This window comes from Nocardia wallacei (genome assembly GCF_014466955.1).
GTDB lineage: Bacteria > Actinomycetota > Actinomycetes > Mycobacteriales > Mycobacteriaceae > Nocardia > Nocardia wallacei.
In genome coordinates, this window is record NZ_AP023396.1 from 2850385 (window position 1) to 2877099 (window position 26715).

19 protein-coding genes and 2 pseudogenes are annotated in these 26715 nt (G+C 70.2%); 11 read left to right on the forward strand and 10 right to left on the reverse strand.

All coding sequences use genetic code 11. The annotated features are described in order from the left end of the window. Window positions 1-83: 83 nt before the first annotated feature. The 4 genes and pseudogenes from NWFMUON74_RS12985 to NWFMUON74_RS36055 all read left to right on the forward strand — a co-directional run. The gene (locus NWFMUON74_RS12985; RefSeq protein WP_187688052.1) at window positions 84-4286 is read left to right on the forward strand and encodes a S1 family peptidase; all 4203 of its coding nucleotides are present in this window, start codon (window positions 84-86) and stop codon (window positions 4284-4286) included. Between the two features lie 64 nt (window positions 4287-4350). Beyond that, window positions 4351-4665, forward strand: a complete 315-nt coding sequence (locus NWFMUON74_RS12990; protein ID WP_187688053.1) for a hypothetical protein — start codon at window positions 4351-4353, stop codon at window positions 4663-4665. A 362-nt stretch (window positions 4666-5027) separates the two neighbouring features. Continuing rightward, window positions 5028-6712, forward strand: a pseudogene (locus tag NWFMUON74_RS12995) (SulP family inorganic anion transporter). A gap of 64 nt (window positions 6713-6776) precedes the next feature. Further along, a pseudogene (locus NWFMUON74_RS36055) lies at window positions 6777-7076 on the forward strand (GAP family protein); the annotation flags it as partial. Window positions 7077-7240: 164 nt separating this feature from the next. On the opposite strand, the gene NWFMUON74_RS13005 reads toward NWFMUON74_RS36055, so the two are convergent. Together NWFMUON74_RS13005 and NWFMUON74_RS13010 are read right to left on the reverse strand one after the other, a co-directional pair. After that, window positions 7241-7465: a LapA family protein gene (locus NWFMUON74_RS13005; protein ID WP_232111000.1), complete on the reverse strand. Its 225-nt coding sequence runs from the start codon at window positions 7463-7465 to the stop codon at window positions 7241-7243. Window positions 7466-7579: 114 nt separating this feature from the next. Continuing rightward, window positions 7580-8458 carry an alpha/beta fold hydrolase gene (locus tag NWFMUON74_RS13010; protein ID WP_187688054.1) on the reverse strand — a complete coding sequence of 293 codons (879 nt, stop codon included), beginning with the start codon at window positions 8456-8458 and terminating at the stop codon, window positions 7580-7582. Between the two features lie 70 nt (window positions 8459-8528). Between NWFMUON74_RS13010 and NWFMUON74_RS13015 the strand changes: the two genes are divergently transcribed. Continuing rightward, on the forward strand, window positions 8529-9164 hold the full coding sequence (locus tag NWFMUON74_RS13015; RefSeq protein WP_187688055.1) for a TetR/AcrR family transcriptional regulator: 636 nt from the start codon (window positions 8529-8531) through the stop codon (window positions 9162-9164). 44 nt (window positions 9165-9208) lie between these two features. Here NWFMUON74_RS13015 and NWFMUON74_RS13020 read toward each other — a convergent pair whose 3' ends face one another. Further along, window positions 9209-9352, reverse strand: a complete 144-nt coding sequence (locus NWFMUON74_RS13020) for a hypothetical protein (RefSeq protein WP_187688056.1) — start codon at window positions 9350-9352, stop codon at window positions 9209-9211. 228 nt (window positions 9353-9580) lie between these two features. Between NWFMUON74_RS13020 and NWFMUON74_RS13025 the strand changes: the two genes are divergently transcribed. After that, complete coding sequence (locus NWFMUON74_RS13025; protein ID WP_187688057.1) at window positions 9581-10660, forward strand: saccharopine dehydrogenase family protein; 1080 nt, start codon at window positions 9581-9583, stop codon at window positions 10658-10660. Between the two features lie 6 nt (window positions 10661-10666). On the opposite strand, the gene NWFMUON74_RS13030 is transcribed toward NWFMUON74_RS13025, so the two are convergent. Together NWFMUON74_RS13030 and NWFMUON74_RS13035 are read right to left on the reverse strand one after the other, a co-directional pair. Next, window positions 10667-12343 carry a CocE/NonD family hydrolase gene (locus NWFMUON74_RS13030; protein WP_187688058.1) on the reverse strand — a complete coding sequence of 559 codons (1677 nt, stop codon included), beginning with the start codon at window positions 12341-12343 and terminating at the stop codon, window positions 10667-10669. After that, window positions 12340-12837: a MarR family winged helix-turn-helix transcriptional regulator gene (locus tag NWFMUON74_RS13035; protein WP_187688059.1), complete on the reverse strand. Its 498-nt coding sequence runs from the start codon at window positions 12835-12837 to the stop codon at window positions 12340-12342. Before NWFMUON74_RS13035 ends, NWFMUON74_RS13030 begins: the two co-directional genes overlap by 4 nt. Window positions 12838-13065: 228 nt before the next feature. On the opposite strand from NWFMUON74_RS13035, the gene NWFMUON74_RS13040 reads away from it, so the two are divergent. Then, a complete protein-coding gene (locus NWFMUON74_RS13040) occupies window positions 13066-13419 on the forward strand; it encodes a glycine zipper domain-containing protein (protein ID WP_187688060.1) in 354 nt (117 codons plus the stop codon). Between the two features lie 21 nt (window positions 13420-13440). Here NWFMUON74_RS13040 and NWFMUON74_RS13045 read toward each other — a convergent pair whose 3' ends face one another. Both NWFMUON74_RS13045 and NWFMUON74_RS13050 read right to left on the reverse strand, forming a co-directional pair. After that, window positions 13441-15090: a fucose isomerase gene (locus NWFMUON74_RS13045; RefSeq protein WP_187688061.1), complete on the reverse strand. Its 1650-nt coding sequence runs from the start codon at window positions 15088-15090 to the stop codon at window positions 13441-13443. Window positions 15091-15240: 150 nt separating this feature from the next. After that, window positions 15241-19266 carry a hypothetical protein gene (locus tag NWFMUON74_RS13050; protein ID WP_187688062.1) on the reverse strand — a complete coding sequence of 1342 codons (4026 nt, stop codon included), beginning with the start codon at window positions 19264-19266 and terminating at the stop codon, window positions 15241-15243. A 225-nt stretch (window positions 19267-19491) separates the two neighbouring features. Here NWFMUON74_RS13050 and NWFMUON74_RS13055 point away from each other — a divergent pair, with 225 nt between their 5' ends. The 4 genes from NWFMUON74_RS13055 to NWFMUON74_RS13070 all read left to right on the forward strand — a co-directional run bounded on the left by NWFMUON74_RS13055 (window position 19492) and on the right by NWFMUON74_RS13070 (window position 22860). Next, on the forward strand, window positions 19492-20550 hold the full coding sequence (locus NWFMUON74_RS13055) for an NAD(P)H-dependent amine dehydrogenase family protein (protein ID WP_187688063.1): 1059 nt from the start codon (window positions 19492-19494) through the stop codon (window positions 20548-20550). Continuing rightward, window positions 20543-21139, forward strand: coding sequence for a TetR family transcriptional regulator (locus NWFMUON74_RS13060; protein WP_187688064.1), 597 nt, complete (start codon window positions 20543-20545; stop codon window positions 21137-21139). Before NWFMUON74_RS13055 ends, NWFMUON74_RS13060 begins: the two co-directional genes overlap by 8 nt. 79 nt (window positions 21140-21218) lie before the next feature. After that, window positions 21219-21665: a Zn-ribbon domain-containing OB-fold protein gene (locus NWFMUON74_RS13065; RefSeq protein ID WP_425300579.1), complete on the forward strand. Its 447-nt coding sequence runs from the start codon at window positions 21219-21221 to the stop codon at window positions 21663-21665. Next, the gene (locus tag NWFMUON74_RS13070) at window positions 21658-22860 is read left to right on the forward strand and encodes a lipid-transfer protein (protein WP_187688065.1); all 1203 of its coding nucleotides are present in this window, start codon (window positions 21658-21660) and stop codon (window positions 22858-22860) included. The genes NWFMUON74_RS13065 and NWFMUON74_RS13070 overlap by 8 nt, the downstream gene beginning before the upstream one ends. Here the strand turns inward: NWFMUON74_RS13070 and NWFMUON74_RS13075 are convergent. Genes NWFMUON74_RS13075 through NWFMUON74_RS13085 form a run of 3 tightly spaced genes read right to left on the reverse strand, consistent with a single transcriptional unit; the run spans window position 22844 to window position 26657 of the window. Then, a complete protein-coding gene (locus NWFMUON74_RS13075) occupies window positions 22844-24403 on the reverse strand; it encodes an MFS transporter (protein WP_187688066.1) in 1560 nt (519 codons plus the stop codon). The two genes, NWFMUON74_RS13070 and NWFMUON74_RS13075, sit on opposite strands and share 17 nt — an antisense overlap. A gap of 10 nt (window positions 24404-24413) precedes the next feature. Then, window positions 24414-25478, reverse strand: coding sequence for an amidohydrolase family protein (locus tag NWFMUON74_RS13080; RefSeq protein ID WP_187688067.1), 1065 nt, complete (start codon window positions 25476-25478; stop codon window positions 24414-24416). 39 nt (window positions 25479-25517) lie between these two features. After that, window positions 25518-26657, reverse strand: coding sequence for a beta-ketoacyl-[acyl-carrier-protein] synthase family protein (locus tag NWFMUON74_RS13085; protein ID WP_187688068.1), 1140 nt, complete (start codon window positions 26655-26657; stop codon window positions 25518-25520). Window positions 26658-26715 lie beyond the last annotated feature (58 nt).

Below are 26715 nucleotides of genomic sequence, written 5' to 3' on the forward strand. Positions count from 1 at the left end.
CCTGCGTGATCGGAAAGGTACTATCGCCCCCCGCTGCGCGGTCCTTCGGAGCACACGGTGGGAAATCAGCGAGAGGACGGAAAATGGAATCGGGGAACGCTGGGGCCGGGCGTCCGGGCGCCACGGCTGTGCGGGTGTTCTCGGTGTCCGGAGAGGTCGTCGGGGCCGGGTTCGTCGTCGGTCCGGGATTGGTCGCGACCTGCGCTCATGTGATCGCCGACGCGAACGGCGCCGACCCGGAGGACGAGCGGATACCGGCCGGGCCGATCGAAATCGACTTCCCCTTGTTGCGCTCCGGAAAGCGTTCGATCGCACGGGTACGACGGTGGGTGCCGATCGACGCGGCCGGGGGTGGTGACATCGCGGTACTGGACGTCGCGGCGGCCGGTTCCCCTGCGGCACCGCCGTTCTGGCGTGCCGACGAACCCTGGGGCCGGGAATTCCGGATGCTCGGATTTCCCGAGGAGCACGACGACGGCGTCTGGGTCTCTGGTGAATTCCGCGCCCCGCAGGGCAGTGGCTGGCTGCAATTGCAGGCGGCGACCGGTGGCCAGCCGATCACGGCCGGATTCAGCGGTGCGGCGGTGTGGGATTCGAGTTCCGCGGCGGTGGTGGGCATGGCGGTGGCGTCGGATCGCCGCCGCTATACGCGCACCGCCTTCATGATTCCGATCGCCGAAGTGCTCGGGACCGATCCGACGCTGTTGCCCAATCCGTATCGCGGGCTGGAGCGTTTCGATGAGCACGACGCGCATCTGTTCTACGGACGCGACGCCGATATCGAGCGGGTACTCGCCGCTGCCGCGCGGCGGGCGGTCGTCGCCGTGGCAGGGCCGTCCGGCACGGGAAAGTCGTCACTGGTGAGCGCGGGCGTCATTCCGCGATTGCGGGAACAGGGCCTGCACATCGCGGCACTCCGCCTCGCCGGTGATCCGGCTCCGGCAGGCGCGGCGCCGAGTGCTTCGACAACACCTGCCGATCGGCAAGACGGCCTGTCCATGGCAGTGGCGGAAATCATCGAACATGGTGTGTCGCACCCTGATACATCATCGGAGTCGGTCGCCGATCTCGTCGTCCGCGTTCCCCCGCAGGGACTGGTGGTGTTCCCGGATCAGTTCGAGGACCTGGCCGCCACCGCGCCCGAACGCGCTCGGGCGGTGCTGCGGTGGCTGGTCGAATTCACCGAGGCGGCGGATCGGGCGGGCAAACGAGTCCGGGTGGTGCTGACCCTGCGCTGGGAGGCACTGAACGAACTGGTGGACGACGAACTCGCGCGGCTGCTCGACGGGGCGACGGTCGCACTGGCGCCGATGGGCCGTGCGCAGCTGCGGGAGGTGATTCGCGGCCCGGCCGGTCATGCCCCGGGAGTCGAAGTCGACGCGGATCTGGTGGAGCGCCTGGTCGAGGACACCGTCTCGGAACCGGGCGGACTGCCGCTGCTGGAATCGATGCTCACCGAATTGTGGGAGCACCGCGGCGGCGGCCGGCTGGCCCTTGCCGACTACGAGCGCGCCGGTCGCGCCGGCGGTTCGATCACCCGGCGGGCCGAACGCGCACTGGCCCAGTTCACCGACCCCGGCAGTGCGGCCGAGGCGTGGCGGTTGCTGCTGATGCTGGCGACGCCGACCAGGAGCGGTGGATTCGTGCGGGCGGTGGCGTCACTGTCGGATTTCCCGGAGTTGCGGGATATCGCGGGTCGTCTGGCGCGCGACCGGCTCGTCGTGGTGGGCCGCCGGCCCGACGGTACGGAAACCGCCGAACTGGCACATCAGGCGCTGGTCGACAACTGGCCGCGACTGCGCGAGCGGCTCGAGCGGGACCGCGACTTCCGTTCCTGGCAGCGGCATCTCGAAGACGAGCGACTGAAATGGGAAGCGGGACAGCGTGACAGCGGCGCATTGCTGCGTGGCAGTGCCCTGTCCACCGCCGAGGAGTGGCTCGCCGCCCGCACCGCGGACATTCCACAGGCCGACCGCCGGTACCTCGAGGCGAGCCGTCGGCTGCGGCGGCGGGAGGTGCGGCGCTTGCGCGCCGGTATCGCCGTGGTGGCGGTGCTGGCGCTGGTGGCCGCGACGACAGCCGTCGTGGCCTACCGCAGCGGCCGGCAGCGCGCCGAGCAGTTGCGGTTGTCGGCCGGGATCAGCTTGGCGCAGGAGTCGATCCGGATCGCCGATCGTGATCCGATCAAGGCGCTCCAGTACGCGCAAGCCGCGGAGCGCAACGCGCCGGGCCGCCCGGAGAGCGAGGCGGCGTTGCTGCGGCAACAGGTCTCCTGGTCGGGGGTGGCGTCGGTGACGCCGATCCCCTGGGGCGACCCCGACGTGTTCTCCACCGACCGTGCGGGAACGGTGTTCCTGCTGGTCGGGAAGGATCGTTCGGCGACGATCTGGACCGACGTGCTGACCGGTGATCCGCGGCCCTGGTCACTGCCGATTCCCGCATCGACGACCATCACGGCCGGTGCGGTCAGTGCCGACGGCAGCCGGGTCGCGCTGATCACCGGCTCCGGTGAGATCACCATGTGGTTGCCGCACAGCCGCCGGGGGCCCATTGCGGTCCGAGCCCCGGACGGTGCGACCAGTGCCTTCTCCACGATGGGGAAATTCTCGGCGGACGGGTCCCGGCTGGTGGTCACCTACGACCCCGATCGCGCCGAGAATTCACGGGCGAATCGGCCCGACCGGATCGAGGTATACGACACATCCGGCCCGCAACCGTCCCGTCTCGCGGCGTACTCCTCGCAAACGCCGACCGACTGGATACCCCGGTATGTCGACCGTTCGACCGTATGGTTCCGGGAACAGTCGCTGGCGTCCGGGGCCTCTAATGTCGTGCGCGACATAGCGACCGGCGCTGTCGTGCGCTCGTTGCCCAGCGGCAAACCCGGTTCGTCCGACGCGGTCTTCGGGTGCACGGTCGAACCCGCCGCCGACACCGCCGCCGACTTCGTGGTGTCGGACCCGGTGAGCGGTGAGGAGCGCACTCGACTTCGGGTGCCGTCCACTGTCTGCGACACCGTCGGCGCCGACCGGTCCGGTCGCTACGCCGTCATGACCGATCTGGAGGCGGGCGACGCATTCGGTCTGAGCTATGTGATCGACCTCCGATCCGGCGAAGTGTTCCGGTTCCAGCAGTTGCCGGCCACATCGAAGGACGGGTACTTCATCCGGCCCACCCCGGAGGGAGTCGAGGTCGACGTCATCTATCCCACCGGGCTGCTGCGATACCGGCCGATAGCCCGGGTCGACGACCTGAGTCAATTCCGGGAGCCGATCCCCACCAACATCATCTGGGCGCCCGGCGGCCACACCGCCCTGGCGCTGTATCCGATGGCGGCGGGCAAACGACGACTCGACGTGATACAGCTGCGGCCGGATCAGACCCGCAAGTCCCGCGCGGTGATCGGCACCGGGCCGGGCGAACTCGATCTGGGGGACGGGGACATCGCTTTCGCGTTCAGCCGCGACGGCCGCTACCTGTTCGCGGTGGGGCAGACCGACGAGTTGCGGGTGTACGAGACACAGGATCTCCGGCTGGTCCGCACCATGGCGTTGCCGGTGCCCGCCGAACTCGGCGCGGACGTGCCCCGAACGGGCAAGGACCTCATGGTGAACGACACCGACCCCGACGAGGTGGTGGCGTTTCATGCCGGGATCGTCACCCGGTGGCGGCCCAGTGACGGTGTGCTGCTGGGGAATCCGATACGAGTGTTCGAGGATGCCGGTGAGCTGCGTATGCTGGCCGAGATCGGCAAGGCGGTCCGGCGCTCCGACCGGACCGATCAGGTCGTCGTCACATCGCCTGAGGGCCTTGCGGTCTGGGATCTGCGCGATGGCCGCAGACTGCGGAGGTGGCGCCGGGACGCGATAACCCCGGTGCAGTCGTTGCTGTTCCCGGCCGGGAAGCCGGAGGTTTATCTCGGCGGGCGGCTCTGGAACATGGACACCGGGGAGATATCGACCCCGACCCATCCGGTCCCCAATATGGCCACGGCGCGGGGTGCCACGGTGGACGGACTGATAGTGGCGGTGAAATCGGATTCCATCGAGCTGTGGGACGCCGGGCGAGGGCGGCTGTTCGAGTTCCATCCGCCCGGCCCCGGACTACGGGTCGGGGTAACCGCGGACACCGTGTTGATGATGACGCAGGACGGACCGGCCACCATCGCCCTGCATCGGGAGAACGCATTCGCTCGCCTGTGTGCGATCAGCGACCGCGACTTCACCCGGGCCGAACTCGACGACCTGCCGATCGGCGCCGACAGCGCCACACCGTGCCGAGGCTGACCCGACTCGACCGCCGAGTTTCGGCCCGCCGCATTATGATCATGCCAACTCTCGAGAGGAAATCATGATCAAGTCGACGTCCTTCGCCGCTGCGCTCTGTGCTGCCGCCGCGCTGCTCTTCCTGCCGGCCGGCCCCGCGCAGGCCCAGTCCCCGCACTGCGCCAAGGCCATCGAGCTGATCAACGTCGCGATCGACACCAGCGGCGGCACGATGGACGCGGAGACGGCGACGGCCTTGTCGGGCAGGCTGAACGGGCTGGCCGAGATGGCGGAGGGTGCGGAGAAGGACGCCATTTCCGCCTACGCCGCCGCGCTGGTGGACGACTCGGTCACCGATCTCGACCCGTACACCACGGAGCTGAATATCGCCTGCGCGTGACCGCGGCCGGGGTCGCCGGGCCGTCGGTGCCGATTCGGGTGAACCCCGCCGTGTGACGACGGGGACCCGAGACGGTTTCACCCTGACGGTGTGACGAGCTGCGGCCCCTACGCCCATAACCTCTCGCCCATGGGCACAGCCATCGGTGAACCGCCGGCGCCAGCGGTGTCCGCGGTGACTACGCCGAATCCCCGTGCCGCGAGCATGCCGGTATCCCCCCGATCCCGCCACGCGCCGCCGGGCGGGTGCGTACCCGGTCGCAGCACGGTGGCGGTGTGGCGTCGGCCATCGCGCCACCGGGCCCGGCGGTGTTCGGCACGGACTTCGGCGGCGGGTGCGGCGTCGGGCGGGTGGCGGATTCGATGACGACCTCCTGGCCGATCTTCCCCTCGCTACGCGGCTATCGGCGTGGCTGGTTGCGCCCCGATGTCCTTGCGGGGCTGACGGTGTGGGCGGTACTGGTGCCGGAAGCGCTGGCCTACGCCTCGATCGCCGGGGTGCCGCCGGTCACCGGGCTCTACGCGGCCGTCCCGGCGCTGGTCCTGTACGCGCTGGCGGGCAGTTCGCGGCACCTGGTGGTGGGGCCGATGTCGGCCACAGCGGCACTCTCGGCGGCGATCGTGACACCACTGGCCGGTGCCGACGGCGGCCGCTACCTCGCCCTGTCGACCGTGCTCGCGCTGGCGACCGGAGTGGTCGGGTTGCTGGCCGGACTGGCCCGGCTCGGTTTCGTGGCCGCGTTCATCTCCGAACCGGTGCTCAAAGGTTTCATCGTCGGGCTGGCGTTCACCATCATCATCGGACAGATACCCAAGCTGCTCGGCATCGATAAACATGCGGGCAACTTCTTCGAGCAAGCCTGGGGCATGCTGTCGGATCTGGGCCGAACACAATGGCGCACAGCCGTTCTCGGCGGGTTGAGCCTGGCGGTGGTGCTGGGGCTGAAACGGTGGCTGCCCCTGGTGCCCGGTTCGCTGCTGGCGGTGCTGCTGGGCATCGCGGCGGTCGGGGTGTTCGGGCTGGACGACAAGGGCGTCGACATCGTCGGGCACATCGATGCGGGCTGCCCTCGGTCGGCCTGCCCGGTGGCGTCGGCTTCCACGACTGTCTCGAACTCCTCGGCCCGGCCGTCGGCGTGCTGCTGATCGGATTCGCCGAGGGCCTGGGCGCGGCGAAAACCTATGCGGCCAAGGCGGGTTACCACGTGGACGCCAATCGGGAACTGCTCGGGCTCGGCGCCGCCAACCTCGGGTCCGGACTGGCCTCCGGCATGGTTGTCAACGGTAGCCTGTCCAAGACCGCCGTCAACGGCTCGGCAGGAGCCAAGACCCAGGTCAGCGGCCTGGTCGTGGCGGCGTTGACGGTGCTGACCCTGCTGCTGCTCACCGGGCTGTTCGAGCAGCTGCCCGAGGCGACGCTCGCGGGTGTGGTCATCGCCGCGGTCATCGAACTGGTCGACATCGGCGCGCTGCGGCGGCTGTACCGGGTGTGGACCGAGCGGCTGGGCGCCATCTACGGGCGGTCGGCACGCGCCGATTTCCTGGCCGCGCTGGCGGCCATGGCCGGTGTGCTGCTGTTCGACACCCTGCCGGGTCTGCTGATCGGCATCGGCATCTCGATGCTGCTGCTGGTCTATCGCACCTCCCGGCCGCACGTCGCCCCGCTGGTGAAACAGGGCACGCTGTGGCTGGACGCCGACCGGCACCCGGACCTGCGGCAACGTCCCGACCTGCTCGTGGTCCGCGTCGAGTCCGGGCTGTACTTCGCCAACGCCGACCACGTCCGCGACCGCATCGAGCACCTGTGTACCGCGCGCACCGCGCTGGTCGTCCTCGATGCCGAGACCTCGCCGACCATCGACGTCACCGCCGCGGCCGTGCTCGCCGATCTGCGCGACACCCTCGCCCGCGGCGGCATCGAATTCCGAATCGCCCGCTCCATCGGCCAATTCGGCGACGCACTGGGAGCGGCGCAGGACGGCACGCCGATCGGCGTCTACCCGACCGTCGCCGCGGCCGTCGCCGACCTGCCGGGGGAGGGCAGCTGAGCAGCCGGGTACTGCGATACGAGGAGTCGACATGGGTGCGTTGTTCGTGCAATTGCTGCCGGAAATGGCCGGGCTGGTGATCACGCCGGGCGCGATCGCCGGTTGCATTCTGCTGCTCCATTCGGCGCGCCCGGTGCGCAATCCCGTCGCATTCGGCAGTGCGTTTCTGCTGACCTACACCCTGATCGCGGGGTCGGCGCTGCTCGGCGGCGCTTCCGCGCCCGGCTCCGCGTCGAAACACACCTCCTCCGCCGCGGGGCTGGCCGTGGGACTGCTGTTTCTGGCCGCCGGAGCCTGGTTGGCGACCCGATCCCGCAACACCACCCCCGGCAGCCCCAAGTGGCTGCGCGAACTCCGGACGGCCGGTCCGGCAAAGTCTTTCGTCGTCGGACTGGCATTCGCGGTGCTCAACCCACGCCGAAGCCTGGATGATCCGCAACAATCGCGGCGTGTCGATGGCTGTGCTGTTCGGATTCGGCGCGCTGTTCACCCTGCGCGGCCTCCTCCACCTGACCTGACCCGCCCCGGTCAGCGCCGCACGCGCCGAACCAGCATGCCCGCGAGCCAGCCCACCGCGAACATCACCAGCAACACCAACCACATCGGCGACCGAATCGTGATCAACAGAAACTCGATCTCGACCCGATTCCGATTCTCGACGATGAACACCACCGCCAGCACCGTCAACACGACGGCCAGCCACTGCCCCGCCGACATACGCGAAGCAACCGAGGGTTTCGCCGTCCTGTCCATCGCGATCCTTCCGTGCCGAGGCGAGCCGAACAGGTGGCAGTCTGCGCAGTCACAGCGAACGCGTCATCACCCACCCGGGATGAGGTTCGGCGGCTGTATCCGGGAGCGGCATGGTCAGCGTGTCAGGAACGGGCGTAATGCGGTGACCAGTGCGGCGGGGTTGTCCTCCTGGACGTTGTGGCCCGCGTTCGCAATCATCACGAGTTTCCCGGCCGGAAGCTGCTCGACCAGGCGTGCGGCGGCGGCGTGGGTCAAGACCTTGCTGCGCCCACCGCGGATCAGCAGTACCTGCGTTCCGGTGAGCTGCACCGGCAGCCGGTCCATGGCGGCGAGGATGGCGGGGAAGCGGGGTGGGGCCGGGTCGGCCTTCGGTGCCCAGAAGCCCGGTGGCGCAGGCCGGAACAGCGTGCTCACGCGGTAGGCGACCGTCGCGCGGTGGGCGCGTGGATTGACCCGCAGCGCGGCCTGCACCACCGTCTCGAGGTCCCGCACCGGGGCGAGCCCGGCGATGAATTCCCGCATGCGCCGGGTGCTTTCGAAGTCCACGCCGGGTGCGACATCGATGAGCGCCAGCCGCTCCACGCGGTCCGGCCGGTTCTCGGCGACGCGGGCCGCGACCACGCCGCCGAGCGACATTCCGACCAGCCCGAACCGATCCAGGCGCAGATGGTCGGCCGCGGCGACGACGTCGGCGGCCATGGCGTCGATGCGATAGTCGTCGGACCAATCGCTGTCACCGTGTCCGCGTAGGTCCAATGCGATGGACCGGACGGCGTCGCGCAGGCCGAGACAGACGAAATCCCAAGTGTGCGCGGTCAATCCGCCACCGTGGAGCATGAGTACGGGGGGACCTGTTCCGCCCCAGTCGTATCCGCGCAGGCAGCAGCCCGCGCGGCGGTAGCCGATCGCGCGCGGGGGCGACGGGTCGTGGATTGCGACGCCCAGCGCCGCCGCCAGATCCGCCATCGCCGGAGCCGTGGCTTGTCCGTACACGACACACCTCCTTTACCTTGAGCAACCAAGGTAAGGCCGCTACTTTGATCAGTCAAGGTATAATTTCCCGGTGGCTACCCGAATTCGGCGCAAACCCGATGACGCCAAGCGGCTGATCCTGGAAGCGGCGAGCAGGCTGCTCGCGGCCGGCGGTCCCGCCGCCGTGCAGGTGCGCGCCGTCGCCGCCGAGGTCGGGGTGTCCGATGCCGCGATCAACCATCACTTCGGCACTCGTGAGCAGCTGCTGGAGGCGTTGCTGCGATTCGGCGGGGCAACGTTGCAGGCCGAACTGCACGCCGTGGTGAGCAGATGGCCCGACCGTCCGATCGATCCCGCCGAACTGGTGCACGCGTTGCACGCCCTCTACGCCGGCGGATACGCCGAACTGGCACTGGCATTGCACCGGTCCGGATGGCGAGACACCGGCGGCGGGCTACTCGATGAGGTCGTGGACCGGTTACAGGCTCAGGCCGAGCGGTACAGCGCGGTTACCGGGCGCACGCCGCCGGACCGTTCGGCCGTTCAGCTGACACTGGCCGCCTTGCACCAGGCCGTCGCGATGGAGCCGTTGTTCGGCGACGAATTCCGGCGCAGCGTCGGGCTGGATGCCGCCGCGCGCGATCGCACGCTCGAGTGGTGGATCGAGACCCTGCGCACCACAATCGCCGGTCGGGACGTGCCGTCGCCGCGGGACGACACGGAGTGATTCTCCGGAAGCCGCTGTGCCGGAACCGATTCGACGAGCCCCGACTATTCGATGAGTTTGTCGGCCAGGAGGAGGAGGGCGACGACGCCTCCGGCTATGAGGATTCCGTAATGGCCCGCGGACTGGCTGTAATCGAGGGTCGACAGGGCGATGATGATGGCCATCAGCAGGAACAACAGGCGCTTCATCGGCAACTCCCTCGGACTCGGTTCTCCAGCGTATGAGGTGTGGGTTCGGTTGCGCCACACGGGAATAGAGCATTGGCGGCGCAGGGGCGGCGGCGGGGCAGCGGGCGCCTCGGCGTGCTGCCGGGCGGCACGGCACTGCGAGTGTGGGAGAGTGAGGGCATGCTTGTCTCATGACCTCACCCGGCGTGCGTCGCCGGGTACGCGACCGACGAGGAGAAGGTGACTGCGATGCCGAAGATCGTGGTGTTCGGCGCTACCGGGTACACCGGACGCCTGATCGCGCGCGAACTGGTCCGGCGCGGGACCGCGCCCGTGCTGGCGGCGCGCAACGCCGCGACGGTGGCGAAACTGGCCGCGGAGATCGGTGGTGCGGAGACCGCGGTGGCCGACGTCGCCGACCCGGCCTCGGTGCGGGCGCTGCTGAGCCGGGGCGACGTGCTGGTGACGACGGTCGGGCCCTTCCTGCGCTACGGCGGCCCCGCCCTGGCGGCGGCACTGGACGCGGGCGCGCACTACTTCGACTCCACGGGGGAAGGCCCCTTCATCCGCACGGTGTTCGACCACGACGACGCGGCGCGCCGGGCGGGCGTGGCGCTGCTGTCGGCCTTCGGATTCGATTACGTGCCAGGGAATTTGGCCGCCGGGCTGGCGCTGCGGCAGGCCCCGGACGCGGTCCGCGCGGACATCGGCTACTTCGTCGCCGGTCCGGGCACCAGCGGCGGCACGCGGGCGTCCATCGCGGGCATGCTGTTCGAATCCGGCTTCGCCCTGCGCGACGGCCGCATCGTGCCCGACCGGTCGAGTGCGCGCACCCGGACCTTCGACGTCGCCGGACGGCCTCGCACGGGTGTGTCGTTGCCGGGCTCGGAACACCTGGCGCTGCCGCGGGCCTATCCGCGGTTGCGCGAGGTCGACGTCTACCTCGGGCTGCCCGCGGTGGCGGCGCGCGGCCTGCAGCTCACCTCGCTGCTCGCCGGCGCCGCCGCACGGGTGGAACCGGTGCGGCGGCTGGCCGAGGGGGTGTTGAGCCGAGTCGTCAAGGGCTCGACCGGTGGACCGGGGCCGGAGTCGCGCGCCCGCACCCGATCATGGATGGTCGCCGACGTCTCCGACGCGGCCGGCCGCGTACTGGCCTCGGTCACCCTGACCGGCGGCGACCCCTACGACTTCACCGCCGCGATCCTCGCGTGGGGCGCCCGGACCGCGCTCGACGGCGGCCTGCGGTCCGCGGGTGCGCTGGGCCCGGTCGACGCCTTCGGTCTCGACACCCTCGGCTCCGGCGCCGCCGACGCGGGATTGACCTGGTGAACCCCGTCAGCGGGTCCACACCGGCAGGATGATGCGCGAAGCGTGCGGGCCCTCGTGGGAGATCTCCTGACGGGCGGGTGTCGTGGTGGCGGCCGTGAACGCGGGCTCGCCGGTGCCCGGATTGCGGGCGTAGCGCGGGTGCGCCCCGGAACTCACCTGGACGCCGACGCGGTGACCGGCGGCGAAGCGATGGAACGTGGGCCACAGTGCCACCTCGACCACTCGGAATCCGTCGTCGTCGGGTGGCGGATCGGTGGCGGCGGTGCCGATCGAGCCGACGCGGCGGATGCCGTCGCAGACCGTGATCGAACGGCCGTCGGGATGGACGTCGGTGAGGCGGACGAAGACGTCGTAACTCGGAGCGGACGAGCGAATTCGTATGGCGGCGACCGGTTCTCCGGCCACGTCGAGTGGTTCGCCGAGCGGTTCGGAGCGGAAGACCGCGACGTCCGCCCGGCGCTCGTGCGCGGCGTTGTCCATCGGCAAGGTGTGCGGCGTCAGGCTCGGCCCGCCCACCGCCGGTGTGGGGTCGGCGGGGTCGTAGGTGTAGCGGGTGACACCGGCCGGGCCGACGGCGGTAGCCAGCCCGCCGCCGGTGTGCAGCAGCCACTCTCGGGCCGCGGAACCCGCCGGAGGCCACACCTCGAGGTCGTGCCATCTCCGCGCGCCGGTCTGGTAAGCGCGCACCGGCGTCGCGCGCCCGGCGTCGGAACCGGTGCACACCTCCTTCAGGAAGGCGACCGAATCACGATGCGCGGGAGCGGTTTTGCCGCGGGACAGATGTCCCCACGGACCGATGGTCAACCGCGGCGGGTTCCCCGCCTCGACGAGCCGGCGATAGGTGCGCAGCTGCCAGGGGGTGAAGATGTCGTACCAGCCGGTGATCATCAGCACCGGCACGGTGACGTCGGGTACCGAGTCGGTGTGGGATTGCCCGGTCCAGTAGTCGTCGGTGAGCCGCTCGTGGCGGACCCAGTCCTGATACCAGTGGATCGGATGCCCGACCGCCGCGCTGTCGCCCGCGCTCAACGGCAGCACGTCGAACGCCTTGCGCAGCGCGCGATTCGCGAACGGGAGGGTGACCAGACCGCGCGGGCCACGGCCCATGCGGTCCATGAGATTGCTCCAGCCGAGGGCGTTGCGCAGCGCGAACGCTCCGTTGTCCCAGGTGATTTCGCCGAAATCGGGCATCGTGATCTGCAGGATCAGCGCCTCGGGCGCGTTGGCGGGGTCCGCGCGGCACATCGTTCCGGCGACGGCCCACTGCGTGTAGCCCATGTAGCTCTCGCCGAAGGTAGCCAGCCGCCCGGTGAACCAGGACTGACGGCGGACCCAGCGCAGGGTGGCGATGCCGTCGCGCTGCTCGTCGAGCTGCGGGATGAATCTGCCGCCCGAACCCCAGGTGCCGCGGCAACTCTGGAAGAACACCGTGAAACCGTCGTAGGCGAGGGCGCGGGCGGTCCCGCCGATAATGCCGCGGCGGCCGTACGGACCGCGGATGACGACGGTCGGCAGCGTGCCGTCGGCGCCGACGGGGCGGTAGAGATCGCCGAGCAGCTCCACACCGTCGTCCATGGGTGCGCGCAGGTCCCGGTCGACGGTCACGGGATACGGCCCGAGTGCGGTGCTCCCGCGAGTGCGGGCGTCGAGCGCGCGGGTCAGCCGCTGCCGCAGTGTGGTCATCGCGCCTCCTCGCGGGACTGGGCCAGGTGCTTGCCCCCGGACCGCCGCCGGGCGTCGAGAATGTCGCGCAGCTGCTCGAGCACGGGCAGGGCGGCGGCGAGCCGGGCGCGCTCGGCGGGGGCGAGTTCGGTTGCGGCCGAGTCCAACAGCGTCGCGCTGGCGGCGTCGAACCGTTCGAACAGGGCGAGCGCGCGCTCCGTCGCGGCGACCTCGACGCGGCGCTGGTCGTGCGCGCTGGAGCGGCGGGTCACCAGGTCGCGGTCGGCCATGACGGTGAGCAGGTTGCTGACGGTGGAGCGGCCGAGGCCGAGCAGTTCGGCGAGTTCGCCGGGGGAGCGGACCACGCCGCGCGGCAGCGCGCGCACGATCTCGATCTGCGCGTCCGGAATGTCGGGCAGGTGCGCGACCGCGCGGGTGGTCGACAGCAGGATCCGGCGCAGCGGCGAGATGACGGCGGCGAGCCGCGCCGGATCGAATTCGGTCGTCTCGGCCATGCGAGATAGTTTTGTCACAAACATACCTCGTGGTCAAGGCCCGGCATGGGCCGGACGGGATCGTGACCATCCGGTGATCGGCGGCGGCACCGAGTTCGCTTGTCCCCCAGTATGGTTTGGGGTGGGCATCGGCGCCCGAATTCTTGCTGACCCTCGGGGAGCGAGGGGGCGACCGCACCACGTGTGGTGAGCCCGCGATCGCGCAATGGGTTGGAAAGGTCGGGAAGAATGCTTCGATACACCTTGGTCAAGGCGAGTTGTGTGGTGTCGGTCGTGGCCGCGCCGTTGGTCGGGGCGGCCGTGTTCGCCGGCGGCGCCGCCGCCGACACCGGCCGGGCCGCCGGTCCCGTCGCCGGGATTCCGCTGCAGAGCGAGGATGTCGCGACCAATCCCGACGCCATGATCCCCGATCCGGTGCTGAACGGCGCCTCCGCGGGCGGCTCCATCGGTTCGGCCGTCGGATCGGCGGTCGGCCTGGCGACCGGCTCGGTGACCGGGTCCGCCGGGTCCCTCATCGGCACTGTCATCGGTGCCCTGGTCGGCGCGACGAACCCGGGCGTTGTTCCACAAGTGCTGCCCTGAACCCGATTACCCTGACGCCGATTACAGGGCGGTATCCCCGCAGAGGTGCACCTCGACGCCCAGCCGGTCGAACATCGCCGCCTTCGCCAGCAGGGCGTCGTCGGCGGTGGCGGCGTCCGGGGCGTAGGCGATCTGGACGTGATTGGCCTTGTGGCGGGCCATGAACTGATCACGGGTGATGCCGTGCAGGACGACGTGGGCGATGGGCCATTCCGGGTTCGTCGCGGCACGGCGGCGCGCGGTCTCCTCGGCGGGCAGCGAGACCACGGTCGCCCGCCCGATATCCAGATGTAGTGCGGCACCGGCGATATAGAGCCGCGACCACACGATCTCACCGGGCTTCGACACCCCGGACAGCGTGCCGCCACCGGCGGGGAAGAACACCGGGCCCTGGCGCAGGCTGGTCGCCCCCGCGTACCCGCCGTCGAGGTGCGAGGCGGGCACCGAGCCGGAGATCTCGTACACCCACACGAATTGCTCGCGGCCGTCCACGATGTAGGTGTCGCCCCAGCGTACGTCGTGCAGGGTCGTCGCCGGGTCCAGGTTCATCGCCGTCCAGATCCGGTTGGTGACCAGCGCGTCGACCGCGACGCCCTCGTCGGCCTCGTTGAAATGCGGCAGCGGCGCACCGGCGTACAGTTCGCGGCTGCCGTCGCGGCTGCGCACCGGCGGGCGCACGACATTGTTGAGCAGGCCCTCGGCGAGATCGGAGGCCGGGGTGAGGTCCTTGAGGCCCTGCTGGTACTGGATTCCTATTGCGGCACAGCCGAAGTCGTCGGCGATGCGCAGCGCGGCGATGTACATCTTCAGCTGCTCGTGCACCTGGTGTTCGGTCAGTTCGGTGGCCTCGTCGGCGCCGAACTCGAAGCGCAGGCCCGCGTCGTCGAGCCAGCGGCGCACGGCCGCGGCCTCGGCGTCGGGCACCCGCAGCATCTCGGCGTACAGCGCGCTCTGCGACAACCGTTCCTTGTACACACCCAGCGGATTGAGCAGTTCGTCGTCGATGATCGCGTTGTACATGCCCATGCAGCCCTCGTCGAACACGCCGATGACGGCCTGCTCGGTGCGCAACTGATCCGCCAGCGCCACACCGAGATCGCGGGCGGGGCCGGCGGGCAGGGGCGGCAGCGGGCGCACGTGCGAGTCGTCGTGGGTGATCGTGCCCGTCTCGACCCAGCTCCGGATGCCGCCGAGGAAGAACTCGTCGGTGAACTCCGCGGACCAGAGCGTCGAGTACGCCCGCCCCATCTTCGTCAGCCCGGCATTGAGACCGAGCAGACCCACCAGGCCGGGCCAGGTGCCGTCGAAGTTCGCGACGGTGAGGACGGGGCCGCGGTGCGCTCGCAACCCGGCCAGCACGTGATGGCTGTACTGCCACACCGCCTCCGCCACGACGACGGGCGCGTCTTTGGGCACCGAACGGAACACCTCGATGCCGTAGCTCTGACTGTCGATGAACCCGTGTCCCTTCACCGCATCCACCTCGTGCGCGCGCACCAGCGTCCACCCGAGCCCGGTGAACGCGTCGTGCAGCGACTTCTCCAGCAGCTGCTGGGTCGGCCAGCCCGCGAGGTTGGCGGAGGGACGCAGGTCACCGCTCGCCACGAGATACGCCGTCTGTGGGGGCGCGACGGGTTCGGCGGCGAGGGTCGGGATTCGGTACTCGGTCATGTCGGCTCCAGTACGTCGTCGGGCAGCGGTGCGGCGGGACGAGTTTCAGGATGAGGCATGCGAGCGCCGACGCGGCCCGTTTCGGGTCGGTGGCATCGGTGCGCCCATCCCGCACCGGGGTGGCGGGATGGGCGTCCGATCGCGATGGCGCTACAGCTCTATCGTGCCGCCGCCCAGGGGTGGCATCGGGGTGCGCCACAGGGTGCCGATGAACTCCAGCATCCGATTGCGCACGTCGTTGCCGTACGACGGATTGTTACCGGCGATCGCGACGGCCACGAAATACGCCGAGCCCCGGGCGGTTCCGCGCAGCACGGCCGGACTGCTCGACATGGGCAGGTAGTGCTTGCCGGGGATGTTGTTGTGGCCCCGGATGGCGACTGCCTGGATGGTGACGGACTTGAACAGCTCGTTCCAGTCGGCGTTGGTGGACGCGGTGGCGAAATCGTCGTCGGTGGTGAGATCGACTCCCTGTGCGGCGAGGGTGGTCGCCAGCGACTGCCACCGCTGCTTGACCGTGGTGATGTGGCTGTCGTCGCCGGTGTAGGCCCGCACGAACTGCACGATCGGCAGATAGGCCACCCGGCCGGTGGACTGGATCGCGCCACGTCCGCGGAACTTGTAGAAGTCGGCCTCCTGCAGGAACGCGGTCGCCGCGCCCTCCGGGTCGGTCGGCACCCCGGCCGGCCAGGTGGTGCCCTTCCATTCGTTGCGATCGCGCACGGCCTGCGCGGTCGGCGCGAGGGTGCCGAACGCGGCCAGATAGATCGGGTCGTGGAAGCAGGTGAAGGCGGTGTGGTTGCCGCTCAGCGTGTTGTATGAGCCCTTGGTGAACGGGTTCTCACCGGGCCGCTGGATGACGAACGAGTCGAACGCGTACGACAGGCCCGGATGGCCGTAGCCGCCCACGCCCTCCGCGCCGCGGAATTCCAGCCGCCCGCCGGTTTCGTGCAGGAATTTCGCCATCAGCGTGGCGAATTCGGGCAGCGAGATGCCGGGCAGGCCCGCGCCGCGATCGGTGCCCAGGATCGGCGGGAAGGCGTTCCAGGTCTCGGCGAACCGGATCAGGGTGTCGGTGTCCATGGACATCGACAGCGGGCCCCAGCTGCCGCGCCCGGCCAGCGTCGCGCTGAACCAGCCCGCGAAGGTCTTGCCGGTGACGTCGAGGAAGTAGTTGTCGACGTCGGTGGCGTTGAAGAACTCCACGGCGGCGGCCTGCGACAGCTGGGCGTCGGTGGCCGGGGTGACCGCCACCGTTGTTCCGCCGGGCCGCTGCGTGCCGACCCGGACGAACTCGGGATCGTAGGCGCCCTGCAGGGCCTTGGTGTAGGCCGACTTCGCGTCCTCCGGCGAGATCAGGTTCTTGGCCTGCGCGTTGCCCAGCACATGCTGCAGGTCCTGCAGATCCTGGTTGGTGGTGGACGAGCGATCGCTGGGCGAGGTGCGGCCCGAACCCAGCCCGGTGGCCGGGGTGGACGCTCCGGTACCGCCGCTCGGGCTCGCCGAGCCGCCGTACTTGGCTTGGATCTCGCGGGCCTTGGTGGCGGCCTCGGCGATCGAAATGGTGTTGTCCGACAGCTTCTTCAGCAGATCGGCGACCTCGGCGCGGCCGGACATGTCGCGGAAGATGTTCGGCGTGCCGAGCAACTGCAGCGCGGCGGCCAGGCCCGCGGGATCGGGTGCGGCACTGGGTGATACGACATTGACCAGCGATTGCGGGAACGCCGTCGGCGTCGGGGTGGTCGGGGTCGGATTCGGGGTGGTCGGGGTGGTGGGCGCGATCTCCGGCGCCTGAATCGGGATGGGATGCTCCTCCCACTTCCAGAACCGGGTGTTGTCGATCTCCTCGGCGACATTGCAGTGGCCCAGCTTGCCCTCGGCGAACACGCCGCGGGTGGGCATGGTGATCAGCCGCTCGGTCTGCGCCTCCGGCGGCGGATCGCCCGCTGCCACACCGGCTCCCGTGAGCGGGTACGCGACGTGATTGCCGAACACCTCGAGCGGGGTCGGCATCGCGACATCGGCCAGCACCTTGCCGTCGGCCCACGCCATCGTCTCGAAGGCGACGCTGATGTCGGCGGTCCGGGTGGCCAGCATGATCGCCCGGTTGTAGTACGCCTTGTTGCTGTTGACATGGTCGATCAGGCGCTGCGCGGCCTGGTACTCCTCGGGCGCGAGCGATTTCGCGGGCGACCAGGTCGGCGGGAGATCGGCCGGGCGCGGACCCGGCTTGCGGATGAAGGTGACGGTGTTCGAGGCGCCGTTCAGCGGGAAGTAGTAGTCGACGTCGGTGTCGTCGAGCAGGGCCACCGCGCCTCCGGCATGGAAGCCGCGGATGGCCAGGCGGTCCATCCGCCACTCGTCGTCGTCGTGCAGGACGAATTCGAAGCCGACCAGGTCACGCCAGGCGACCGGGCCGACCGGCGCCTTCGGCTTGGCGATGAACCAGCCCATCGCCGTATCGTTGAAACGCTCACCCACGTCGGCGTTCTCGGTCTCGGCGCCCTTCTCCCATTCCACCAGCAGCGGACGGGTGATGGTCGAGTTCCCGTCCACCACAATGAGATTGATCATGACCAGCTCGTCGGTCTTGTCGCGCAGGCCCTCTGCGGTCTTGATGCCGAACTCGAACAGCGCGAAGCGGAGGTCGCCCTCCCAGAACTGTGGGGTCGGCTTGTCCAGGGCACTGGCCGGGATGCCGTGCAGCGCTTGATTCTTGGCGACCTGGTCCTGTTCGGCCAGGGCCGCGAAGCCGGGGGCGAGGGCCGGGTCGAGCAGGACCGGCTCCAGTACCGCGCGGTGGCGCAGCAGTTCGGTCACATCGAACGTGGTGATCGGCCGCGGGTACTGCACCAGCACCGCGGGGCGGCGGCGGATGAACTGCACCGTGACCCGGTAGTGCCGCAGCACCTCGTAGTACAGGATGGTCAGCGTGTGCGCGTGGTTGTAGTTGGAGAAGGTGCGGGTCTGGATGGCCTCCTTCTCCTCCTGCCGCGCCTGGATGACGACGGTCGAATTCAGCTCGCGCGCGGCGGAACTCGCCTGACTGAAGCTGTCGCTGAGTACCTGTACGTTCTCCGCGGTGAGATCGCGGCTGCCGTCGCTGGTCGCGGTGGACCCGCCCATGCTCCAGGCGTTGCCGACCGCGGCCCCGAGTCCGACCACGCCGACGTTGCCGCTGCCGCTGCCGCCCGCGGAGGACGCCACGCCGCCCATGAAGGTGGAGCCGTGCTGCATCTCGCGCAGCCCCGCCTGCACGGTTTCGGTGATGGTGCGGTCGCGGTGGGTCTGATGCAGGATCTCCTCGGTGAGCTTGGTGTTCTCCTCGCGCTTGACCAGGCTGTCCCAGGACCAGTCGAGCACTGCCAGCTTCACCGACTCGCCCGGTGCCAGCGGCAGGCTGTAGAGGACCTCGCCGAGCGAATGCCCCAGCGCGCTCCAGGTGACCTTGTACTCGTCGATGTAGGCGGGCCGGTACGGCGTGGGGATCGGGGGCCCGGGCGGGTTGTCGCTGAGCCGGACGACCTGCCGGGTGACGAATTCGTGCAGGGAAAGTGTTGCCGGATAGAGGTTCTCGCAACCGTCCTCGCCGACCAGCTGCGTCGGATTGGTGGCGAACGACGACGGCGACAGCTGCCAGTCGGTGAGGCTGGGGTTCTGCATCGAGGCCATACCCGCCTCGTAGTGCGGCGGGTGTACATCCGGTCGCGGCACGACGAGCCGCCCGACCACCGCGCCGTCGGTGAAGCGGGCCTGCGCCAGCACATCGGTCCAGGAGGCGGCGCCGTAGGGCAGGGCGCGGATGGTGATGCGCTCCGGCGAGCCGCCGTCGCCCTCGTCGCCGTCCTCGGCCGCGCGGCGGACCGCCTGTCCGAACCGGCGCACCGCGACCTCGGTGTCGAGCCGGTGGCTCACGGGCGTGGGCACGCGGGTCAGGTCGTAGGAGATATAGCCGACGTGATCGGTCCAGAGCACGCCGAGCGGCGCGGCCCACTTCACCGATCGCTCGCAGTCCGCCGGGGTGTCGTCACCGCCGTCTCGTTCCCCGTTCTGCTCGCAGCCGGGGTCGTAGTGGACGACCACCTCGGCGAAGACCGGGTGCCGGACGATCGGTCCGCCGGTGTCCTTGTCGATCAGATAGAGGCCGAGGTGGGTGAAGGAGTCGATGGCGTCCATGGTCGGTGTCCGTTCGCGTGGCGATGGGATTTCGAACGGTAGCCGCCTGCTATATCCGCACGCCCGCGTAGTGCGCTACCCGAAACTCGGGCCGCGGGCCACGCTGTGCGGGCCGCGCCACTCGTGCCCGGCGCCGTCGGCTGTTGCCGAACCCCGGCGGTTTTGCGAGACTCGACCCCATTGAGAGAGCCACTCTCACTTGTGCAGTCTCTTCGAGGAGGGCCCATGTTGCGGGTTGTCCAGTGGGCCACCGGCGGGGTCGGCAAGGCCGCGATCCAGGCGGTGCGGTCGCATCCCGACCTCGAGTTGGTGGGGTGCTACGTGCACTCGGAAGCCAAGCGGGGCAAGGACGTCGGTGACATTCTCGGGTCGGAGAAGCTGGGTGTGACCGCGACCGACGATGTCGAGGAGATTCTCGCGCTGCCCGCGGACGCGGTGGTGTACGCGCCGCTGATCCCGAATTCCGGTGAGGTGGAACGCATTCTGCGGTCGGGTAAGAATGTGGTCACCCCGGTCGGCTGGTTCTATCCGGGCGAGCGCGATGCCGCCGTGGCGCGCGCCTGCCTCGACGGCGGCGTCACCCTGCACGGCATCGGCATAAACCCCGGCGGGACAACCGATGTGCATCCGCTGGTGCTCTCGGCGATGACCTCGGCGGTCACCTTCGTGCGCACCGAGGAATTCTCCGATATGCGGACCTACGACGCGCCCGACGTGCTGCGCTGGGTGATGGGATTCGGCGGCACTCCCGAACAGGCCCGCAAGTCCCCGATGCTCGGCATGCTGACCGGCGGTTTCACGCAATCCGCGCGAATGTGCTTGGACACATTGGGTTTCGCCGACGCCCGGATGCACACCACGCACGACATCGCGGTCGCGACCGCGCCGATCGAGTCGCCGATGGGGATCATCGAGCCGGGGCAGGTGGCCGGCCAGCGCTTCGTGTGGGACGCGGTGGTGGGCGAGCGGCCCGTGGTCCGCATCGCGGTCAATTGGCTGATGGGAGAACAGCATCTGGCACCGGCGTGGGAATTCGGGCCCGAGGGGGAACGCTACGAGATCGAGATCAAGGGCGATCCCGACACCTTCGTGGTCATCCGGGGCTGGCAACCGGCGACCATCGCGGAGGGACTGAAACGCAATCCCGGCATCGTGGCGACCGCGAACCACTGCGTCAATTCCGTGCCGTACGTGTGCGCGGCCGCGCCCGGCATCAAATCCGCCGTCGACCTGCCGGTCGTCGCCGGGCGCGCGCATCCGGATCTGGGGGCCGCGGGTGGCTGAGTCGCTGCGGGATCGGCAGAAGGCGCTGGTCCGCCGAGAGATCCAGCGAGCCGCGCTGCGGCTGTTCGCCGAGCGCGGGTTCGACGCGGTCACGACCGAGGAGATCGCGGCCGCGGCGGGCATCGGCCACAGCACCTACTTCCGCTACGTGGCCGCCAAGGAGGATCTGCTGCTCGGCACGCTGCGCAGGGCAGGTGCGGCCATTGTCGAGAACCTGCGGGCACGGCCCGGCGACGAGTCGGCCGAAACCGCCCTCTGCCGGGCGAGCCTGCGGTGGAGCCGTGCCTTCCGCGCCGACGAGGAGGCACTCGGCAACTGGCGCACCGCGATTCGGGCGGCGCCGCACGTGCTCGACCGGGTCGCCCTGATCGGTCCGGACGACCGGGCGCGGCTGGTCGAACTGCTGGCCGACCGGATGGGTGCGCGGGCCGACGACGACATTCGGCCCGGCCTGCTCGTCCACACGGTGATGGCGGCCGCCGAGTTCGCCTTCCTGCGCTGGCTGGCATGCGACGATCCGAACGGTCCCACGCTGCATCAGCTCACCGAGCAAGCCTTCGAGGGCACGCGCGCTCAATGCTGGAGGTAGCCGACGCCGTGTGGTCTGGCCCGGACCGTGGAGCCGAAGCCCTACCCAAAGTAGAACGTGTTCCTATAACGTCGGGCGTGTGCAGAAAGAACAACGCCCCGCCGTGGCCGACTGGTTCACTGTGGACGACGGCACGGTGCGTCTGAAGGGAAGCCGCTGTAGCGCCTGCGGTACGCCGTACTTCCCGCGCAACACGCTGGCCTGCCGCAATCCGCAGTGCGCCGCCCCGAAGGACGGCTCCGAACTGGCCGAGTACCTGTTTTCCACGCGCGGCCGGATCTGGTCCTACGCGGACGCACGCTACAAACCGCCCCCGCCCTATGTCTCGCCCGACCCGTTCGAGCCGTACGTGGTCGCGGCGGTGGAGCTCGAGGTCGAGCAGATGGTGATTCTCGGGCAGGTGGTGCGCGGGCTGACCGTGGACGACCTGGCCGTCGGCATGCCGGTCGAACTGACCGTCGGCGTGCTGTACGAGGACGAGGACGCGGAGCACACGGTGTGGATGTGGAGGCCGGTCGATGCCTGACACCAACGAGCGCGATATCGCCGTCCTCGGCGCGGGCATGCACCAGTGGGGCAAATGGGGACGCAATTTCGTCGAATACGGACTGGTGGCGGCGCGTGCGGCGCTGGCCGATGCCGGGGTGGACCAGCGCGATGTCGGTTACATCGCCGGTGCGGACACCATCCGCAACGGCTATCCCGGATTCGTCTCGGGCGCCACATTCGCCCAAGCGCTGGGCTGGTCGGGGGCGCGGATCTCGAGCAGCTACGCCGCCTGCGCCTCGGGCGCCCAGGCCATCGCCAACGCGCGGGCGCAGATCCTGGCCGGGCTGACCGATGTGGCGCTGGTGGTCGGCGCGGACGCCGCCCCGAAGGGCTTCTTCCAGCCGGTCGGCGGGGAACGCCGCGACGATCCGGACTGGCTGCGGTTCCATCTGCTCGGCGCGACCAATCCCATCTATTTCGCGTTGTACGCTCGCCGCCGGATGGCGCTGCACGGGGCCACACTGGACGACTTCGCCGCGGTGAAGGTGAAGAACGCCAGGCACGGGCTGAACAACCCGTACGCGCGGTATCGCAAGGAGGTGTCGGCCGAGGAGGTCGCGGCGTCGGCGGTCGTCTCGGATCCGCTGCGGCTGCTGGACATCTGCGCGACCAGTGACGGCGGCGCCGCGCTGGTGCTGACGTCGATGGAGTACGCGCGCCGGCACGGCAGCACCGAACCGGTCCGGATCCGGGCGCTGTCCACGGTGACGCCGACGTTCCCGAAGACGGTGCTCGACCTGCCGGATTTCGCGACCGACTCCGCCGTGGCCGTGTCGCCGCCGTCGCGCACGTTCCGTTCCGCCATCGCGCACGCCGCCTACGAGGAGGCCGGGATCGGTCCCGCCGACCTGTCCTTCGCGGAGGTCTACGATCTGTCCACCGCGCTCGAGCTGGACTGGTACGAGGACATCGGCCTCTGTGAGATCGGCGGCGCCGAGGAGCTGTTGCGCAGTGGCGCAACGACTCTGGGTGGGCGTGTGCCGGTGAATCCGAGCGGTGGGCTGGCCTGCTTCGGTGAGGCGATCCCCGCGCAGGCGATCGCCCAGGTCTGCGAGCTGACGTGGCAGTTGCGGGGTCGAGCCGAGGGTCGGCAGGTGGACGACCCGCACGCCGGGATCGCGGTGAACCAGGGCTTGTTCGGGCACGGCTCGGCGATCATCGCCACCCGCTGACCCCGCACCGGCTTCCGGACGGCCCGCTCCTGAGTACCGTCGCTCCGGCGACGGCCTGAATCACGCACGCCGCCAGCAATATCCAGATGATCGGCCCCCAGTCGTCGGAGTGCACGCGCAGCGTGCTGAGCGCGGCGACACCGCCACCCGCCACCGCGTATCCCGCGCCGTGCGTCACCGCCGACAGCGTGGTGGCGGGTCGCGGCCCGGGCGCGCTGAGCGGTATCAGTGTGAGGATCAACGACAGCCCGCCCAGTCCGACGCCGACCCCGATCGCCCACAGCCAGGGCACGACCGCGGGCGCCCACCACAACCCGAGCAGACCCACGGCCGGAAGCCCGGTGACCGCCAGGATCGGGATGTCGCGCCCCGGGCCGCCCCAAGCCCGCCGCACCCAGCCGGGCAGCACCACGGCGACCGGAATACCTGCGGCAGCGGCGAGCCCGAGCAGCACCCCCGCCCACGTCCCGTCCACACCGGCGTCGCGATAAATCGAAGGCAGCCAGCTCATCACGGCGAACGCGCCCACCGCCCACCCCCCGAACAACACCGCCATCGCCCACGCCAACCTGCTACCCCATATTCGACCTCGCAGCGAGACCACACCACCACCCCGCAACCCCCGATCGTGCTCGGCTCGGTCCTCCGAAGTCCGGGTGCCCTGCGCGGCGTCGCCACCGGCCCGCGACCCCCGGTCGTGCCCGTCGGAAGTCCGGGTGCCGTGCGCGGCGTCGTCGGCGGTCCGCGAACGGTGATCGTGCCTGTCGGAGGTCCGGGTGCCGTGGGCGGCGTCGTCGGCGGTCTGCGAACGGTGATCGTGCCTGTCGGAGGTTCGGGTGCTCTGCGCGGCGTCGTCACCGGTCCATGAACCGCGATCGTGGCCGTCGGAAGTCCGGGTGCTCTGCGTGGCGTCGGTCCGTGCGGGTGGGCTGGGGGCGGGGGTATTCGGCTGCCATCGGGCGCGGAGCCAGAGGGCCAGGGCTACGGCGCACAGTGGGGCCCACAGGGCCAGGCCCCAGCGCCAGGAGGAGGCCGCGCTGATCGGGGCGGTGGCGAAAGCTCCTGCGGCGCTGCCTATGCCGATGGCGGGGGCGTAGATCGCGGTGAGGCGGGGCATCAGGGCGCCGGAGCGGGCCGCGAGGACGGGGAGGAGGGTGGCGAGTACCGCGGTAGCCAGCGCCGTGATGGTGGTGCCCGCCAGCAGGGCTACCGCACCGCCCGTGACTCGGAGCAGCTGTCCGGCGGTCATGACGGCGAGTGCGGCGGTCACGGTGCGGGCCGTACCCCAGCGCGCCGCCGCGCGCGGGGTCAGGACGCCGCCCAGCGCGTAGCACCACAGCGGCACGGTGACGACCCAGCCGAGCACGGCCGGATCGAATTCCGCTGTCTCCGGGACGAATCCGAGCGCCGCACCCAGGGCGGTAATGGGTGGGCGCAGGCTGAAACCGGCGGCGGCCATGGCGATCGCGAGCGGTAGCCACGGCGGTGCGCCGGAGTCGTCGCGCGCCGGGTCCGCCGTCGTCTCGCTGGTGCTGCCGGTCATGGCGCCGCCTTCAGTGCGGAATCGGTTGTGCGCGGGGGCCGTTGGTGTCCAGCGGCAGCCCGAGCAATCGGCTCACATTGCGCCACGCGACGTCCTCGACCAGTTCGTCGTCGGCGGCGATACCCAGGCTCTCGACCCGCCACCGGCTGCGCAGGGCGGCCGACTGCGGACCCATCTCCTCCATCGGATAGTCCTGCGCGAACCCGACCCGGCCCGCTCCGGCCGCCTCGACCGCGGCCCAGAACGCCAGCGGGTCGGTCACCCCGGAGGTCGTCACGAACAGGTTGGTGCGCAGGTAATGGGAGGGCAGCTCCCGCAGGCGATACCCATGCCGCTCGGCATTGGCCACCTGCCACCGCGAGTCCAATCGCGACGGCGCGGCCAGCAGCCCCTCGCCCGCGTGCCCGAGGATCACTGTCAGGCCGTCGGTCGGCGTGCGATCGAAGACCCCCGCGAACAGCAACCGCAGGAAGTGTGCCGCCGTCTCCACTCCCCATCCGAACAGCGGCCCGCGCAACTGCGGGTGACCCTCTGCCCACGCGGCGCCGCCCGGCGAGTTCGCCGGATGCAGGTACAGCGGCACGCGCAGTTCGGCCACGGTCGCCAGGAAGTCCCGGTACTGCGGCTCGTCCAGGTAGGAACCGCAGGTGTGCCCGTTGACCAGCACCCCGACCATGCCGAGTTCCAGTACGGCCCGGCGCATCTCGCGCACCGCGGCCGCCGGATCCTGCAGCGCCACGGTGGCGAATCCGGCGAAGCGGCCGGGCGCGTCGGCCACCGCCGCGGCGATCAGGTCGTTGGTGCGCGCGGCGAGCAGGGTGGCCTTGGCGGCGTCGGGTTCGATCTGGATGCCGGGCGCGGTGGGGGAGAGCACCTGCATCGTCACGCCCTGGGAATCCATGTCGGCGAGCCGTTCCGCCCCGACATCGCGTAGTTTCGCCTCCGCCCGCGCCCAGTACGCGGCGTCGAGATTGGCGCGCGCCCCGCTGAGGTACTCGGCGAGGAAATCCGGGAGCATGTGCTCCTCGATGGTGACGATCCGGCCGGGTGTCCCCGGTTCGGGCGATGACGGCATCGGTTTCCCTTCTGTTCCGATCAATTTCGGCACGTGCGGTCAGCCGACCGCGATCTCGCTGCGATGTGCGTCCGAGTGGTCCGCCGCGCTCGGCGCCTCGGGCAGCAGGGCGCGCCCGGCGAAGGCGTCCATGCCGAAACCCGGGCCGAACCCCGCGCCGAGCAGCGGCGCGCCCCACCCGGGACGCAGCTCGGGCCGGTCGGCGATCAGGGCCAGCGCGTCGAGCACCGCCGTGGACATGAGATTGCCGCGGCGCAACGACAGCCACGCGGGAGCGACCTGGTGCGCGCTGAGCCCGAGCGCCCGCGCGGCGTCGCGGATGATGGTGTTGCCGCCCGAGTGCAGCGCGCAGATGCCGAGATCCGTTGCGGCCCAACCCTGCCGGTCCAGCAGGCCGCGCAGCGCCGGGCCGAGCGCCGAGATCGACCGCACCGCATCGGTCGTGAGGCGGAAGCGCAGGCCCTGGTCCGTGGCGGTCCAGGCGATCGCGTCCGGCGTCCCGGGGACCTCGTACCGCGTGACGTCGGCTATCTCGAAGCCCGTATCGAGCGAACAGGACACGACGGCGGCCGCGGCGGCGTCGGAGAACAGCGTGCTGGACACGATGCTGCCCACCAGACCGACCTCGTCCAAGCCGGTTTCGAGGTGGAAGTGCGGCGAGGCGAAATCGGCGGTGACGATCAGCACGGTGTCGTCGGGATGGGCGCGCAACCAGGTGGCCGCCATCGTGATGGCGTGCGCCCCGCCCCGGCAACCCATGCCGAACACCGGCATCGCCGCGCAGTCCGGGCGCAATCGCAGCGCCTGCGCCACCGCGCTCACCGGCGACGGCATCGCGATCAGCGTCGATGTCTCGAGGATCACCACATCCACGTCCGGACCGGACCGCCCGGCCGACCGCAACGCGGCACGAGCGGCCGGAATCGCATAGGCGTGCAAGGCTTCCCAGGCATGCCGGTTGCGGTCGGCGAGGCCGTGGTCGGCGAGGATTCGCTCGATCGGCAGGTGCAGCGGGTGGGTGTCGATCGCGAGCCGTCCGGCCATGTCGAGCGCGCGCCGCACCGCCGCGGCCCGGGCGCTGCCGGCCGGGAAGACGCCGTCGTACTGCTGTCCCACGGCGGCGACCATGGCGGCGTGGGTGACCTCGTGCGGCGGCACCGCCACCACCGGAACCGACATTCTGGGAGGTAACGCGGGTGAGTTCACAGGTCCGTGCTGTCCAATCTCTCTGCGCTCG

Coding starts and splice junctions, on each gene's coding strand:
- NWFMUON74_RS12985 (WP_187688052.1), top strand. CDS start 84: ATGGAATCGGGGAACGCTGGGGCCGGGCGTCCGGGCGCCACGGCTGTG.
- NWFMUON74_RS12990 (WP_187688053.1), top strand. CDS start 4,351: ATGATCAAGTCGACGTCCTTCGCCGCTGCGCTCTGTGCTGCCGCCGCG.
- NWFMUON74_RS13005 (WP_232111000.1), bottom strand. CDS start 7,465: ATGGACAGGACGGCGAAACCCTCGGTTGCTTCGCGTATGTCGGCGGGG.
- NWFMUON74_RS13020 (WP_187688056.1), bottom strand. CDS start 9,352: ATGAAGCGCCTGTTGTTCCTGCTGATGGCCATCATCATCGCCCTGTCG.
- NWFMUON74_RS13025 (WP_187688057.1), top strand. CDS start 9,581: ATGCCGAAGATCGTGGTGTTCGGCGCTACCGGGTACACCGGACGCCTG.
- NWFMUON74_RS13030 (WP_187688058.1), bottom strand. CDS start 12,343: ATGACCACACTGCGGCAGCGGCTGACCCGCGCGCTCGACGCCCGCACT.
- NWFMUON74_RS13035 (WP_187688059.1), bottom strand. CDS start 12,837: ATGGCCGAGACGACCGAATTCGATCCGGCGCGGCTCGCCGCCGTCATC.
- NWFMUON74_RS13040 (WP_187688060.1), top strand. CDS start 13,066: ATGCTTCGATACACCTTGGTCAAGGCGAGTTGTGTGGTGTCGGTCGTG.
- NWFMUON74_RS13045 (WP_187688061.1), bottom strand. CDS start 15,090: ATGACCGAGTACCGAATCCCGACCCTCGCCGCCGAACCCGTCGCGCCC.
- NWFMUON74_RS13050 (WP_187688062.1), bottom strand. CDS start 19,266: ATGGACGCCATCGACTCCTTCACCCACCTCGGCCTCTATCTGATCGAC.
- NWFMUON74_RS13055 (WP_187688063.1), top strand. CDS start 19,492: ATGTTGCGGGTTGTCCAGTGGGCCACCGGCGGGGTCGGCAAGGCCGCG.
- NWFMUON74_RS13070 (WP_187688065.1), top strand. CDS start 21,658: ATGCCTGACACCAACGAGCGCGATATCGCCGTCCTCGGCGCGGGCATG.
- NWFMUON74_RS13075 (WP_187688066.1), bottom strand. CDS start 24,403: ATGACCGGCAGCACCAGCGAGACGACGGCGGACCCGGCGCGCGACGAC.
- NWFMUON74_RS13080 (WP_187688067.1), bottom strand. CDS start 25,478: ATGCCGTCATCGCCCGAACCGGGGACACCCGGCCGGATCGTCACCATC.
- NWFMUON74_RS13085 (WP_187688068.1), bottom strand. CDS start 26,657: ATGTCGGTTCCGGTGGTGGCGGTGCCGCCGCACGAGGTCACCCACGCC.